Annotated in this window: 12 protein-coding genes; 11 read left to right on the forward strand and 1 reads right to left on the reverse strand. The window is 45.1% G+C overall.

Annotated features, from left to right (window positions below; translation table 11 throughout):
- Positions 1 to 26: 26 nt before the first annotated feature.
- The gene (locus HWX64_RS14850; protein ID WP_175990316.1) at positions 27 to 173 is read right to left on the reverse strand and encodes a hypothetical protein; all 147 of its coding nucleotides are present in this window, start codon (positions 171 to 173) and stop codon (positions 27 to 29) included.
- Positions 174 to 343: 170 nt separating this feature from the next.
- Here HWX64_RS14850 and HWX64_RS14855 point away from each other — a divergent pair, with 170 nt between their 5' ends.
- From HWX64_RS14855 to HWX64_RS14905, 11 genes are all read left to right on the forward strand, one after another.
- Positions 344 to 658 carry a MerR family transcriptional regulator gene (locus HWX64_RS14855; protein ID WP_175990317.1) on the forward strand — a complete coding sequence of 105 codons (315 nt, stop codon included), beginning with the start codon at positions 344 to 346 and terminating at the stop codon, positions 656 to 658.
- A 362-nt stretch (positions 659 to 1,020) separates the two neighbouring features.
- Positions 1,021 to 1,737, forward strand: a complete 717-nt coding sequence (locus HWX64_RS14860) for a GDSL-type esterase/lipase family protein (RefSeq protein ID WP_175990318.1) — start codon at positions 1,021 to 1,023, stop codon at positions 1,735 to 1,737.
- A gap of 482 nt (positions 1,738 to 2,219) precedes the next feature.
- A complete protein-coding gene (locus HWX64_RS14865; protein ID WP_175990319.1) occupies positions 2,220 to 2,678 on the forward strand; it encodes an 8-oxo-dGTP diphosphatase in 459 nt (152 codons plus the stop codon).
- Positions 2,679 to 2,707: 29 nt separating this feature from the next.
- Complete coding sequence (gene rapZ, locus HWX64_RS14870; protein WP_175990320.1) at positions 2,708 to 3,604, forward strand: RNase adapter RapZ; 897 nt, start codon at positions 2,708 to 2,710, stop codon at positions 3,602 to 3,604.
- Positions 3,601 to 4,560: a YvcK family protein gene (yvcK, locus tag HWX64_RS14875; RefSeq protein WP_175990321.1), complete on the forward strand. Its 960-nt coding sequence runs from the start codon at positions 3,601 to 3,603 to the stop codon at positions 4,558 to 4,560. The genes rapZ and yvcK overlap by 4 nt, the downstream gene beginning before the upstream one ends.
- A 57-nt stretch (positions 4,561 to 4,617) precedes the next feature.
- On the forward strand, positions 4,618 to 5,565 hold the full coding sequence (whiA, locus tag HWX64_RS14880) for a DNA-binding protein WhiA (protein ID WP_175990322.1): 948 nt from the start codon (positions 4,618 to 4,620) through the stop codon (positions 5,563 to 5,565).
- A 25-nt stretch (positions 5,566 to 5,590) separates the two neighbouring features.
- On the forward strand, positions 5,591 to 5,848 hold the full coding sequence (locus tag HWX64_RS14885) for an HPr family phosphocarrier protein (RefSeq protein ID WP_175990323.1): 258 nt from the start codon (positions 5,591 to 5,593) through the stop codon (positions 5,846 to 5,848).
- 383 nt (positions 5,849 to 6,231) lie between these two features.
- Positions 6,232 to 7,833 carry a diguanylate cyclase gene (locus HWX64_RS14890; protein ID WP_175990324.1) on the forward strand — a complete coding sequence of 534 codons (1,602 nt, stop codon included), beginning with the start codon at positions 6,232 to 6,234 and terminating at the stop codon, positions 7,831 to 7,833.
- Positions 7,834 to 7,838: 5 nt separating this feature from the next.
- Positions 7,839 to 8,879, forward strand: a complete 1,041-nt coding sequence (locus HWX64_RS14895) for a HEAT repeat domain-containing protein (RefSeq protein WP_175990325.1) — start codon at positions 7,839 to 7,841, stop codon at positions 8,877 to 8,879.
- A complete protein-coding gene (locus tag HWX64_RS14900; protein ID WP_254871197.1) occupies positions 8,879 to 10,291 on the forward strand; it encodes a glycosyltransferase in 1,413 nt (470 codons plus the stop codon). Before HWX64_RS14895 ends, HWX64_RS14900 begins: the two co-directional genes overlap by 1 nt.
- Positions 10,288 to 13,518 carry a hypothetical protein gene (locus HWX64_RS14905; protein ID WP_175990326.1) on the forward strand — a complete coding sequence of 1,077 codons (3,231 nt, stop codon included), beginning with the start codon at positions 10,288 to 10,290 and terminating at the stop codon, positions 13,516 to 13,518. The genes HWX64_RS14900 and HWX64_RS14905 overlap by 4 nt, the downstream gene beginning before the upstream one ends.
- The last annotated feature ends 1 nt before the right edge of the window (position 13,519 follow it).

Raw genomic sequence — 13,519 nt, forward strand, 5'->3', positions numbered from 1 at the left:
TTGGGAAGCGGATCCCAAGGCTTTTTTTATTTTCTCAGATGCTTATCGTATATCGCAATCAATTCGGTCAGCGTCCAATTTTCCACTTCCGGCCCTTCCGCAACTCCATTTTCCACTATGAGACGAATAAAATGCTCACGCTGCTTTTGGACAGCTTCTCTTAAAAATGGCATAGCATTCACTCCTTTAGTTAGCGTAGTTCCATTGTAAAACCTTTCCGGTATGCATTCCGCAACTTTGGGAGATTTCCTGACAAACAAAAGAATGTTTGTCAGACTTTCTTACATAACGCTCAAGTTTCCTGCAAGCCCATGTATAATGAAGCTAAGAGGAGGAGGGTAGTGTGGGACAGGAATCTTCCTATAAGGATAAAAAAGTGATCTCAATCGGCGTAGTCAGTGAACTAACAGGCCTGACGGAAAGAAAAATCAGGTACTACGAAGAAAAGAATCTTATCTTCCCAGAACGGACCAACCGGGGATACCGGAAATACTCTTTCAACGACGTAGAACGATTAATGGAAATTGCGGACCATAGAGAAGAAGGCGTCACAACCAAGGAAATCAAGTACGAACTGACCAAAAAAGAGAGGCAAGAAGCGAAACAAAAAATGATCAGGGGACAAATAAACGCACGGTTTGGAATCCAGAAAAATTGATGGATTCCGGGAGGAGAGACAAACTCTATTGGGGGAGTTTGTCTTTTTTAGTGTTAGGGGAAAAGGTATTAATTGGAAAACCGGGAGATTAAACCGGATTTCTCATAGATTAATTCACATTTCTCTTAGTTAAATCCACAAACTCATAGAATAACGGCCATACCTCGTTGAATAGTCGCTAAAACTCATAGATTGACCCAACAAACGCAAGGAGGCTCGACCTTTATCTGGAGAACAAATATCTGCAGTGCAAAAGAACATATCAAGATCGGTACCAAAAATATACAGGATTAAATCCCCCATAAAAGGGAATAACCTCATCATGAACTGCATCATAGTCTAATCGGAAGGTATGATCATCAATGTCAAAATGGAAAATCATCATCCCAATCATCATAGCAGCAATCATTCCCGTCATCTATTTCAGTTTTTTTGCGGAAGAAAGCAAGTCGGAATCGAAGAAAAGGGTAATCGCCCTTGGAGATTCATTGACGTATGGATACGGGGATGACAAGGATACAGGCTATATCGGCCGCCTTGAAGAAAAGGTGAACGAGAAGAACACAGAAGAGAGTTACCAGTTCCAGAACCTCGGAATTCCCGGTCAAAAGTCGTCCGGCCTTCAAAAACAGCTGGCGAAGCCGAGTGTTGCCGAGGATTTAACGGCAGCGGATGTATTTATCGTCAATATCGGGACCAACGACCTGATCAAAAGCAATGGAGGAGACTTAGTCCCGCTGCAGCATGATAAAATCATGGAAGCGAAACAAGAGTATGTGGATAATTTGAACTTCATTCTGGATACGCTTGAAGAAACGAATGAGGACGCAGAGATCCTGGTGATCGGGCTTTATAATCCTTATCCAGACAAAGACAGCGATAAAATCGAAGCGTATGTCGATGAATGGAATCAAACGATCGTGAAGGAAGTCAAGAAACACGGAAAAGTAAAATATGTATCTTCCAATCCATTATTCAAGGGGAAGGATAAAGAGCAATATTTCCATGATTCCCTCCATCCGAATGGGAAGGGATATGAACTGATGGCAGATCAAATTATGGAAAAGTATAAATTTTAGAATAACTATTCGCAGGGATGAATGTTCATTCAAAGGGCATTATACAAATTCCGGAAAAAATCGATCGAAAGTTAATAAAAATTCGTCAAAATTAACAATTCCGTAATACCGTTTTAAATCTGTTGTAACACTAGTGAAACAATTATCGGGTATTATAGAAAGTAAGAAATTGACCCCCTTTTTAAGTAATAAATCCCGTAGACGACACAGGACTCGCCTGTGTCTATTTTTTTTGCCTTTTTTTCTGTTATAGTGACGATGTGAGGGCTGTACTACTCGAAATTTGAAGAAGGTTGTCCGTTTTTTTATAAAGGATAATCGACACGATTCACTTGAATGAACACCCAGACTATTCTTGTAAGGAATCTTCCATGTTTACATCGGAGGCTGAGACATTGTGGCTTGTCTGCAATCATAGTATAATATAAGGAATGAAAAAGGACGGAACCATGTCCTAATGAACTAGACTAGAGGTGAAGGAAGTGCAGCGCGTCACAAATTGCTTATATCTGGATGGAGACAAAGTACTCCTTCTCCAAAAACCCCGCCGAAATTGGTGGGTGGCGCCTGGAGGCAAAATGGAGCCGGGTGAATCGATTCGCGATGCGGTCATACGCGAGTACCGCGAAGAGACAGGGATCTATTTGAAAAACCCCGATTTGAAAGGTGTATTTACTTTCATCATCAAAGATGGGGAACAAGTGGTTTCAGAGTGGATGATGTTTTCCTTTTTTGCAACGGAAGCAGACGGGGTTAACCTGCAGGAGTCGGAAGAAGGCAAGATCAAATGGCATAAGTTCGATGACATCAAGGACCTGCCGATGGCCGAAGGGGATTATCACATCCTTGACTACCTGCTCCACGGAAAGAAAACCATCTACGGAACATTTACGTATACACCGGATTTTAAGCTGCTGTCGTACCGTTTAGATCCGAGCTAATATATTTTTTAATAAAGCGGGGGAAGAGCATGAGTACAGGTTCTACGAATGACGTACAATTAGTGATCATAACAGGAATGAGCGGGGCCGGTAAAACTGTCGCCATTCAAAGCTTTGAGGATTTAGGGTTTTTCTGCGTAGATAATTTGCCGCCGACTCTCCTGCCAAAATTCCTCGAGCTGATGAAAGAATCCGGCAATAAGATGAATAAGGTCGCGCTGGTCATGGACCTCCGCGGAAGGGAATTCTTCGACCATCTCTTCAAGGCATTGGATGAATTGGCGGAAACCTCCTGGGTGACACCGCAGATCCTCTACCTGGATGCAGATGATTCCTCCCTTGTCAGACGTTACAAGGAAACACGGCGCTCGCATCCTCTTGCTCCCTCAGGCCTGCCGCTTGAAGGGATCAAGCAGGAACGTGAGCTGCTTGAAGAATTAAAGGGCCGGGCGCAGTTGATTTATACGACTTCCACCATGAAGCCAAGAGAACTGCGGGAGAAGATCCTCACGGAGTTCTCTGTGAACAAGAAATCGATTTTTACGGTGAATGTCATTTCTTTCGGTTTCAAGCACGGGATACCGATCGATGCGGATCTTGTATTTGATGTGAGATTCCTGCCGAATCCTCATTATATCGATCATATGCGTCCTAAGACAGGGCTGGATGAAGAGGTTTCAACCTATGTGCTGAAGTGGAATGAAACCCATAAATTCCTTGATAAGGTGACGGATCTTCTATCGTTCATGCTTCCTCACTACAAACGTGAAGGAAAGAGTCAGCTGGTGGTGGCCATCGGCTGTACAGGCGGGCAGCACCGCTCGGTTGCCTTGGCGGAACATATCGGCCATCACTTTGAAGATGATTATCATACGAAAATCTCTCATCGTGATATCGAAAAGAGAAAGGCTGTTCAGACACCATGACTAAACTGCCAAAGGTTGTCGTCATCGGAGGGGGGACGGGTCTTCCGGTCCTACTGCGCGGACTGAAGCGCCATCCGCTCGATCTCTCGGCGATTGTCACCGTTGCGGATGACGGCGGAAGCTCAGGTCGGCTCAGGGATTCACTGGACATTCCTCCTCCGGGGGACATCCGGAACGTGCTGGCCGCACTGTCAGAGGTGGAACCCCTTGTGGAGCAGATGTTTCAGCACCGGTTCGAAACAGAGAACGAGCTTTCAGGCCATGCGTTAGGCAACCTGATCATAGCCGCACTTGCTTCGATTACGGGTGATTTTGTCCACGCCATCCAGGAAATGAGCCGGGTCCTGAATGTGAAAGGGAAGGTCCTTCCTTCTGCCAATCAGAGCGTCATATTGAATGCCGAGATGGAAGATGGCACGATCGTGACGGGGGAATCGACCATCCCGAAGGCCGGCAAAAAGATCAAGAGGGTCTTTTTGAAGCCTGACAATATCAAGCCGCTCGCAGAAACGCTCCGGGTCATCAAGGAAGCGGATCTGATTGTCATGGGACCGGGCAGTCTATATACGAGCATCATGCCGAATCTCCTCGTACCGGGGATTGGTGAAGCCGTATGCCAGTCGGGGGCCAAGAAGCTTTATATCTGTAATATCATGACTCAAATGGGCGAAACGCTTGGATACACGGCAAGCAATCATGTGGAAGCCATATCGAAACATATGGACCCTTCCTGCATTGACGCGATCCTGGTCAACAACAAGCAGGTGCCGGTTGAAGTGCAGGCCCGTTATGACAAAGAACAGGCGAGTCCGGTACATTTTGATATCGATCGTCTGAATTCCATGGGGATCGAGGTTCTTGCCCATGATATTCTTTCATATAATAATGGACTGGTACGTCACAATACGGAAAAAGTAGCGAAAATCATTCATTCCTATATGGAATCAAATAAATGACAGGAACAAATTTCTGTTGTATTAGGTTGTGCAAGCGTTTGCTAGGAGGTGATGGGGATGTCGTTTGCGTCGGAAACAAAGAAAGAATTAACCAATATCGAAGTGAAGGACTGCTGTGCCAATGCTGAATTATCAGCACTCATCAGGATGAATGGCTCACTGTCCTTCTCGAATCAGATGCTGGTCGTCAATATTCAGACGGAAAACGCCGCGATAGCTAGAAGAATCTATACACTGATAAAAAAGGGATACGACACCCCCGTAGAACTTTTAGTGCGGAAGAAAATGCGTCTGAAGAAAAACAACGTTTACATCGTGCGGATAAAAGAAGACACGAAAAAGATCCTCGAGGACTTGAAGATCCTTGGAGAGGGATTCACGTTTATCCATAATATTTCAGAGGATCTGTTAAAAAAGAAATGCTGCAGACGATCCTATTTAAGAGGGGCATTCCTGGCAGGGGGATCCGTGAACAATCCGGAAACATCCTCCTACCATCTTGAGATTTTCTCCCTGTATGCCGAACACAACGAAGCGTTGTCGGAACTGATGAACACTTTCGGGTTGAACAGCAAGACCCTCGAACGTAAAAAGGGATTCATCACGTATCTGAAAGAGGCTGAGAAAATCACCGAATTCCTCAATATCGTGGGAGCCCACAATTCCCTCCTTCGTTTTGAGGATGTCCGGATTGTAAGGGATATGCGAAACTCCGTGAACCGTCTTGTCAATTGTGAGACGGCCAACTTGAATAAAACCATCGGTGCGGCATTGAGGCAGGTAGAGAACATCAAGTTCATCGAAAAGCATGTCGGCCTCGGGGTGCTTCCTGATAAATTGCGTGAAATCGCAGAACTGAGAGTGACCTATCAAGACGTCACGCTGAAAGAACTGGGGGAAATGGTATCAGGCGGTACCATAAGTAAATCGGGAATCAATCACCGCTTACGGAAAATCGATCAAATTGCCGAGAAAATCAGAGCGGGAGAGAAATTAAGCAAATAATCAGAAGCAAAGGGGAGAAATGATAATGGTAGAAAAACAAGTCGAAGTCAAATTGAAAACGGGTCTTCAAGCACGTCCTGCAGCACTATTCGTCCAGGAGGCAAACCGCTTCTCATCCGAAATCTTTTTAGAAAAAGGCGGGAAGAAAGTCAATGCCAAAAGCATCATGGGTCTCATGAGTCTGGCAATCAGTACAGGTTCCGAGATTATACTGGCAGCAGACGGCAGCGACGAAGAAGAAGCGATCGCTGCGCTTGAAAAGTTTGTAGGCAAAGAAGGATAGGATCAACTTCACCGAATATAAGCCAGCAGCCCAATCGGGCTGCTGGCTTTTTTTATGTCTATGTGTAAAATTCTCTCAATTTTATTAGCAAACACAGCCCAAGGGTAAAGGAGGACTAAATACTATGTCCATCTTTCATGAAACTGTAATTTTTAGTGGAAAATGATTATGGAAGTGTCTGGTATTTTTTGTTACATTAATATTTTCAGGGGATATTTCCGCCTGCTTAACGCAGGGCAATTTGATAGGTTTAATATATCTGCAGGAAACCCAAAAAGACTATTAAACTTTTAAAGTCAGCAGTATAATAGTAAAAATTGGCTCAAATGCGAGAAAAGAGTACTATCCCGAACGAACTCCAATAAAAAGGCAGAAGATGATAAATGGAAAAATACCAGAAGCACTTTTTAAATAACTTTCGAAAAAAATTAGAGGAATGGGAAGCGAAGCCGGAAGTTCCTCATAAGGACGTGTATCGATTCGTCCACTCACTGGCAGGATCAGCTTCAACCCTTGGGCTGGATGAGATCGGAAAGCTCGCCAGACAATTAATGGACACGATGGATGAAGTGGATGACCGCCTTCTGACGATTCCTGAGCTTAGAACCATGCTTTTTGACATCATTGAAGCATATTACCGCTTGGAGGAAGGGACGGTCTCTGATAAAAAAGGACATCAGGGAAGACAGGGAGAAGAGCCCGTCATCCTGATCATCGACGATGATACGTCCTTCCTAATGTATATGAAAGAAGAGCTTGAAAACATCGGCTGGTATGTCGTACCGATTGCTAATCCGGAAAAAGCGGTGACTTCTTATTATGATGTGAGGCCGGATTGCGCCATCATCGATATATATATGAATGAAACCAATGGTTTCGAGGTGCTTGATTTCTTTAAACAAAAATTGAAGCAGCAGTTCATCCCTACCGTCATGGTCAGTGTCGATGACAGGAAAGAAACGAGAATGAAGTGTTATGGGTTAGGAGCGGATGATTTCATCCAAAAGCCTTTCGATATCGACGAATTCATCGTTCGTGTAAAAAGACAGATCGAGCGTAAAAAACAAATAGAAGAACTTATATTAATTGATGAATTGACCCATATGTACAATCGTAAATATCTCGCTCAAGCATATGACCAGGTCAAGAGCATCTGGAACCGGAGAAAAGAACCTTCTTCCATTGCTGTGATTGATATCGATCATTTTAAAAAAGTGAACGATCAATATGGCCATCTGGCCGGTGATAAGGTGTTGGCAGAATTTGCTTCATTTTTAAAGAAGAATACAAGGGGACAGGATATAGTGGTCCGATATGGGGGCGAGGAGTTTGTCGTCATATGCCTGAGCACCACTGGTCAGGATGCCTATACCTTCCTTGATCGCTGCCGTCAGGATTTCAGTGAACTTATTTTTCACGAAAATGACCCTTTCTCTTGTACGTTTTCTGCGGGGATATCTGAAATCACAGACCCGTCGAAGTCAATGGATGAGTGGCTCAGATTAGCCGACCAGGCCCTTTATAAGGCAAAAGAAAACGGAAGGAACAGAGTGGAAATCGACTCGAAATCCACCGGTATACAACATACTAAGATCATTAAGGTTGCCATCGTGGATGACGATCCGATCATCCGGACGGTGATGAGGGATATCGTTTCGAAACTGCCGGCAGAACAGAATGTAGAGTATGATATCAAAAGCTTTAAAGATGGAGCGGCTTTTCTGGAAGCGGAGTGGCATCGGGATTCTCTTTGCCTGGTGATATTGGATGGTGTCATGCCGAAGATGGATGGGCTTGAAGTTCTTGAAAGGCTCCGCAGCCAGGAAGACTCTTACCGTTATAAGGTTCTTATGCTGACGTCGCGCAGCAGCGAAAAAGACATTTCAAGATCTCTTCAGTTGGGAGCGGATGATTACATGACAAAGCCATTTAAACTGCTTGAGCTTGAAGCGCGTTTAGGGCAAATTTTGAAGAGGATGAGGTAAAGAACGTGTTTGAAAATGAGATTTTTTATTTCTCTGTGGTGCTGGTCAGCTTACTGCTCATATTATTTTTGTTGTTCAGTTATTTAGTCATCAAGAAATTGATCGGAAACGACAGGCGGGCCAAGGTAGAGAAATATAAGGAAGACTACCGGCTTTCCCTTTTCCAGTATTTCCAGGATGAAGCAAATGAAGAGTCGTTGAGTTTCCGTTCACAGCTCGAAGTGAAGGCATTCATCGAATTGACCGCAGGTTTTGCCAAGGTACTTGGCGGTTACACGATCAATGAACGGATCAGGGTGTTTGCCGAAACCCATTTTGAATCGTATATTTACTCGCGATTGACTCATCGGCGCTGGAGCATGCGGATGAATGCCCTTTATTGGATTGAGGAATTTGATATGAAAAATATGTTTGTTCATCTTGATAGATTGTTTGCTTCAAAGAAGCTGACGAAGAGTGAAGAGATACAGCTCCTAAAGATTTATATTCTAAATGAAAATCATAATATCTTGGAAAAAATGATCAGTCCCAGACATGCATTAACTGAGTTCGATTATAGCCTGTTATTCAAATCTTTAAACGGGAGACAGCTTGATCGGTTCATCCAGATGTTTGATGAGCTGCCGATGGAAATAAGGTATGCGCTGGTTGATTCGATCGGGCTCCGGGGAAGGCAGGCTGACAGTTTGTTCCTGGAAAGCCTCCTGGACAATCAAGCAGGGGAAATCCGTATTCGGGCATTGAAAGCAATCGTTGAAATGGAGCATTTCCTTGCGCCATCCAAATTGACGCAGCATCTTCTTTCATCTTCCTGGCAGGAACGGCTGATGGCCATTAAAGCATGCGAATACATCAGGAGCCCTGAACTCGTCCAGTATCTTGAGGACCTTATGAGTGATTCATCCTTTTATGTCCGGTCCCAAGCTGCTCAATCTCTTTTAAGGCTTGCATCAGGCAAAGAAGTATTAAGCGAAATTGCTGCCTCCGCGGAGGATGCTTTCGCAAGGGACATGGCGGCACAATGGCTGGAAAGAGGGGCGGTATGATGGATGTAACTTCACAATGGGGAACTTTCCTGATGACCATCGGATGGGTTGTCCTGGTCTATATGATCCTCGTCATTTCCTTTTATTCTATTTTACTGCTGATCTCTTTCATTCAGTTAAGAAAGACGTATCAATTGGATGAAAGGGAGCCCTATGAAGAGCTGATGCATTTACATCAGACTAAGCCTGTATCGATCCTGGTACCGGCCTATAATGAGTCGGTCGGGATCATGGCCACTGTCCGGTCTTTACTCAGCATTGAATACCCTGAATATGAAATCATCATCATCAATGATGGATCGACAGATGACTCTCTCGAAAAGCTCATTGATTCTTTTCAACTTGTAAAAATAAAGTGGGTCATCCGCCAGCAATTGAAAACGAAGCAGGTAAAGGGTGTCTATCAATCAAAGGTCTATAAGAACCTCCTCGTCGTGGATAAGGAGAATGGAGGGAAGGCAGATGCCTTGAATGCAGGGATCAATGTGTCCAACTATCCTTATTTCTGTTCGATTGACGGCGATTCTGTCCTGGAGCGAACTGCTTTTCTGAAGGTGATGAAGCCGATTGTCGAATCCGACGGTGAGGTCATTGCTTCAGGCGGAAGCATCCGCATTGCGAATGGCTGCGAAATTGAAAGCGGGGAAATCGTTAAAGTCGGGTTATCGCGTTCACCTATCGTCGTGATGCAGGTGATCGAGTATTTACGGGCTTTTCTGATGGGCAGAATCGGCTTGAGCCGTCATAACCTCCTCCTCATCGTTTCTGGGGCGTTCGGCGTTTTCTCAAAGCGCTGGGTCGTGGAAGCCGGTGGATATTCGCATACAGTGGGCGAAGATATGGAGCTTGTCGTGCGGCTGCACCGCTATGTAAAAGAGCAGGAAGTAAATAAGAAAATCGTTTATGTGCCGGATCCCGTGAGCTGGACCGAAGCACCGGAGTCATTAAAGTATCTGCGCAGGCAGCGGAGAAGGTGGCACAGGGGGCTGTTTGAAAGTCTATGGATTCACCGCAGGCTGATCTTCAATCCGAAATATGGTTCCATCGGAATGGTATCAATCCCATATTTCCTTATTATTGAATTTTTAGGTCCCGTGGTCGAGTTGATGGGGTATTTAGTGATGATTCTTTCCTTATTCTTAGGAGGGGTCTATCTTGAATTCGCCATTCTATTATTCTTGCTGTCTGTCATCTACGGTTCCATCCTTTCTATGGCTTCCGTGCTCCTTGAAGAGTGGACCATAAGGAAGTATCCAAAGGCATCGGATATCATCCGGCTATTCTTCTATTCACTTACAGAAACGCTCTGGTACCGTCCGTTGACGGTTCTGTGGCGCTGTGAAGGGATCCTTGACGTACTGAGGAGAAAGACAGGCTGGGGCGAAATGGCGAGAAAAGGAGTATCAAAATGACAAAGCTGAAATTATACGGATTCCTCTTATTCATTGCAGGAATTGTGCTCGTTATTTCCTCACCATTCTGGCTCTGGCAGCTGAAGGATAGTCGGGAGCTAGACTTCCTGATCATAGATAAGACCGTACCTGACGAGACATACCGTGAGCATAAAGGATTGGTTTGGCTGTTGAATCAGCAAAAATACTCAAAATCGGACGGCATGCCATATGAGCTGAATGAAGATTATATCGGATTCGTCCCGAATGCCGGCGGACATTCAGATACGAAAGACCTGCCGTCTTCACTCGAAAGCTACGATGCTGTTTATGTAGCGGATACGTATGGTGTATATAAAGAAGACCTCGACAATGAAAATATTTCCGGGGAGCGCTCTTCAAAAGTATACGGCGGCTTGACCAATGATGATATGGATGCTTTAAAGGAAATGGCAATGAAAGACGGTAAGACCCTCATTGCTGAATTCAACTCGATGGCGCATCCGACGACGGAAGAGACCCGTCAATCCTTTTATTCCCTGTTTAACTTAGAGTGGTCAGGCTGGATCGGACGGTATTTTCCTGACCTTAAAAGCAGTGAAGTTCCTCAATGGGTTCTAGAAAACTATGAGAATCAGTACGGGAAATCCTTTACGTTTACGGGACCTGGATATGTTTTGGTGGATAAAAACGACAGGCTGGTCATTCTCGATAAGGATGATATCGGAAAAGAAGGCGTTGTCTTTTCCACGACGTCTGAAGGAGAAAAACAGTTCGGGGAAAACATGAGTGTCCCCTACTCCTATTGGTTTGATATCGTTGAACCGATCAATGAAGAAGACGTCCTGGCCAACTACACTTTATCCCTTTCAAAAAGCGGAAAGAAGAAGTTGAAAGCCCTTCACCTTCCGGAAACGTTCCCTGCCGTTGTTCACGGGGATAACCGGGTGTATGAAACCTATTATTTCAGCGGGGATTATGCCGACCATCCGGACGTTCCGAATCTCTACCAGACGACAGGATTTTCAACATGGAGAAAATGGACGGAAGCTTCAAATCCGGACAACTCTTCTGCCTTCTACTGGAAAGCGTATGTCCCGATGATGACAAGCATCCTGGAACGAATTCATAAAGAAAAGAATCGGGAAATGATGCAGGGGAATATCCAGATCAAATCCAAAGATGATGTGAAGCTGGCAGGTAAAGCCGGTTCTGACTATATTCAAATCAATCAAAATGGAAAATGGGAAGACCTGCTTATAAAAGGAGTCAATATGGGGATTGCGAAGCCCGGTTCATTCCCGGGTGAAACAGCCATAACCAAAGAGGAATACGTAAGGTGGTTCAAGCAGATCGGCGCCATGAACGCAAATGCATTGCGTGTCTACACGATTCATCCACCGGCATTCTATGAAGCGTTCTACGAATATAATCAAATGGCAGAAGATCCTCTTTACCTATTCCACGGTGTGTGGGTGAATGAAGAAATCTTTTTGGAGACGAACGATGCCTTCGCCAAGGAAAATACAGACGAATTCCGTGCTGAAATAAAGCGCATAATCGACCTGGTCCACGGGCAAGCAGAGCTTCCTGCAAGAAAGGGCCACGCATCCGGGGCTTACACCTATGATATTTCTCCATATGTGCTCGGCTGGATCTTCGGGGTGGAGTGGGATCCTGAAGTCGTTCTTTCAACAAATGAAAAACATAAAGGCTTGGAAGACTTCCAAGGTGAGTACTTGTCTACGGAAGAGGCAGAACCGTTTGAAATATGGCTTGCAGAAATGATGAATGAAGGAATTGCTTATGAAACGGAAACTTACAAGTGGCAGCGCCCTGTCAGTTTCACGAACTGGGTGACGACAGATCTGCTCCATCATCCAAGCGAACCATCAGAAAAAGAAGACTTGGTCTCGGTGGACCCTAATGTCATGAAGGGTACCGGTAATCTGCATACAGGTCTGTTTGCCTCCTATCATATCTATCCATATTATCCGGATTTCCTTAATTATGAACCGGAGTACGTCAATTATGTCGATCACCGCGGTGAGAAAAATAATTATGCCGGTTATCTGAATGACATGAAGAAGGCCCATTCCATGCCGCTGTTGGTAGCGGAATTCGGTGTCCCGGGCTCACGCGGCCATACTCACCGAAACGTATACGGATGGGATCAGGGACATCATTCAGAAAAAGAGCAAGGCGAGATCAACCGCCGATTATTCGAAGATATGGTGGAAGAGGGAGCGGCAGGCGGACTTGTCTTCACCTGGCAGGACGAGTGGTTCAAGCGAACATGGAACACAATGGACTATGACAATCCTGATAGACGTCCGTACTGGTCGAATGCCCAGACGAATGAGCAGCAGTTCGGGCTTTTGAGCTTCGACCCCGGCCCGGACGAAACATCGAGGATCCATGTGGACGGACGCACAGGGGATTGGCAGCTGAAGGGAGTGGATCCTGCATTTACGGACGGCAGCCGCTCGATGTATGTCACAAGTGATGAACGCTACTTGTATGTGAGGGTGGATACCGATGAGATCACTGAACGGAAAGACACCTATCTTTTATTTGATACAGTGGATGCGCAGGGACAGTCTTCACTCCCCGGGGATGCTGATGTGAAAACATCCGGCGTGGACTTTGCCCTCCATATTCAAGGAGTGGAAAAGGCCCGGCTATTAGTGGATAGCTACTATGATACGTTTTATTATCATTACGGTGAAGTCCTCGACATGATTCCGCGCGAGGAGTATGCGGCCAAGAAAGATAATGGAAATTTTCATCCGATCCGGCTTACGTTGAATAAAGAATTAAATATAGACGGGAGGGTGATCCCGTTTGAATCCTATGAAACTGGCACATTGACATTCGGGACGGCAAATCCGGATGATCCGGATTACGACTCTCTCACAGACATCAGTGTCAGCCCTTCAAAGGACAGCTATGAAATACGGATACCTTGGCAGCTTCTGAATATCAAGGATCCAAGCCAGAAAGAGGCGATGGGAGATGTGTGGAAAAACGGGCTGGATTCGACAAGGACAATTGATGGCATCAACATCGGTCTATACGAAACGGATGGAAATCACACATTTTCCTATCCAAAACAAAGAGCAAACAACCTGAATCCGGCTGGATATTATCATTACTCGTGGGAAACCTGGGACCAGCCTGCATTTCATGAAAGATTGAAACAGTCATATTACGAAATGAAGAAGGCTTTTGATGAAGGAGAGGACTAAA

Source organism: Bacillus sp. Marseille-Q1617 (genome assembly GCF_903645295.1).
In the GTDB taxonomy this organism is placed as follows: Bacteria; Bacillota; Bacilli; order Bacillales; family Bacillaceae_B; genus Rossellomorea.

Coding starts and splice junctions, on each gene's coding strand:
- HWX64_RS14850 (WP_175990316.1), bottom strand. CDS start 173: ATGCCATTTTTAAGAGAAGCTGTCCAAAAGCAGCGTGAGCATTTTATT.
- HWX64_RS14860 (WP_175990318.1), top strand. CDS start 1,021: ATGTCAAAATGGAAAATCATCATCCCAATCATCATAGCAGCAATCATT.
- rapZ (WP_175990320.1), top strand. CDS start 2,708: ATGAGTACAGGTTCTACGAATGACGTACAATTAGTGATCATAACAGGA.
- yvcK (WP_175990321.1), top strand. CDS start 3,601: ATGACTAAACTGCCAAAGGTTGTCGTCATCGGAGGGGGGACGGGTCTT.
- whiA (WP_175990322.1), top strand. CDS start 4,618: ATGTCGTTTGCGTCGGAAACAAAGAAAGAATTAACCAATATCGAAGTG.
- HWX64_RS14885 (WP_175990323.1), top strand. CDS start 5,591: ATGGTAGAAAAACAAGTCGAAGTCAAATTGAAAACGGGTCTTCAAGCA.
- HWX64_RS14890 (WP_175990324.1), top strand. CDS start 6,232: ATGGAAAAATACCAGAAGCACTTTTTAAATAACTTTCGAAAAAAATTA.
- HWX64_RS14900 (WP_254871197.1), top strand. CDS start 8,879: ATGGATGTAACTTCACAATGGGGAACTTTCCTGATGACCATCGGATGG.
- HWX64_RS14905 (WP_175990326.1), top strand. CDS start 10,288: ATGACAAAGCTGAAATTATACGGATTCCTCTTATTCATTGCAGGAATT.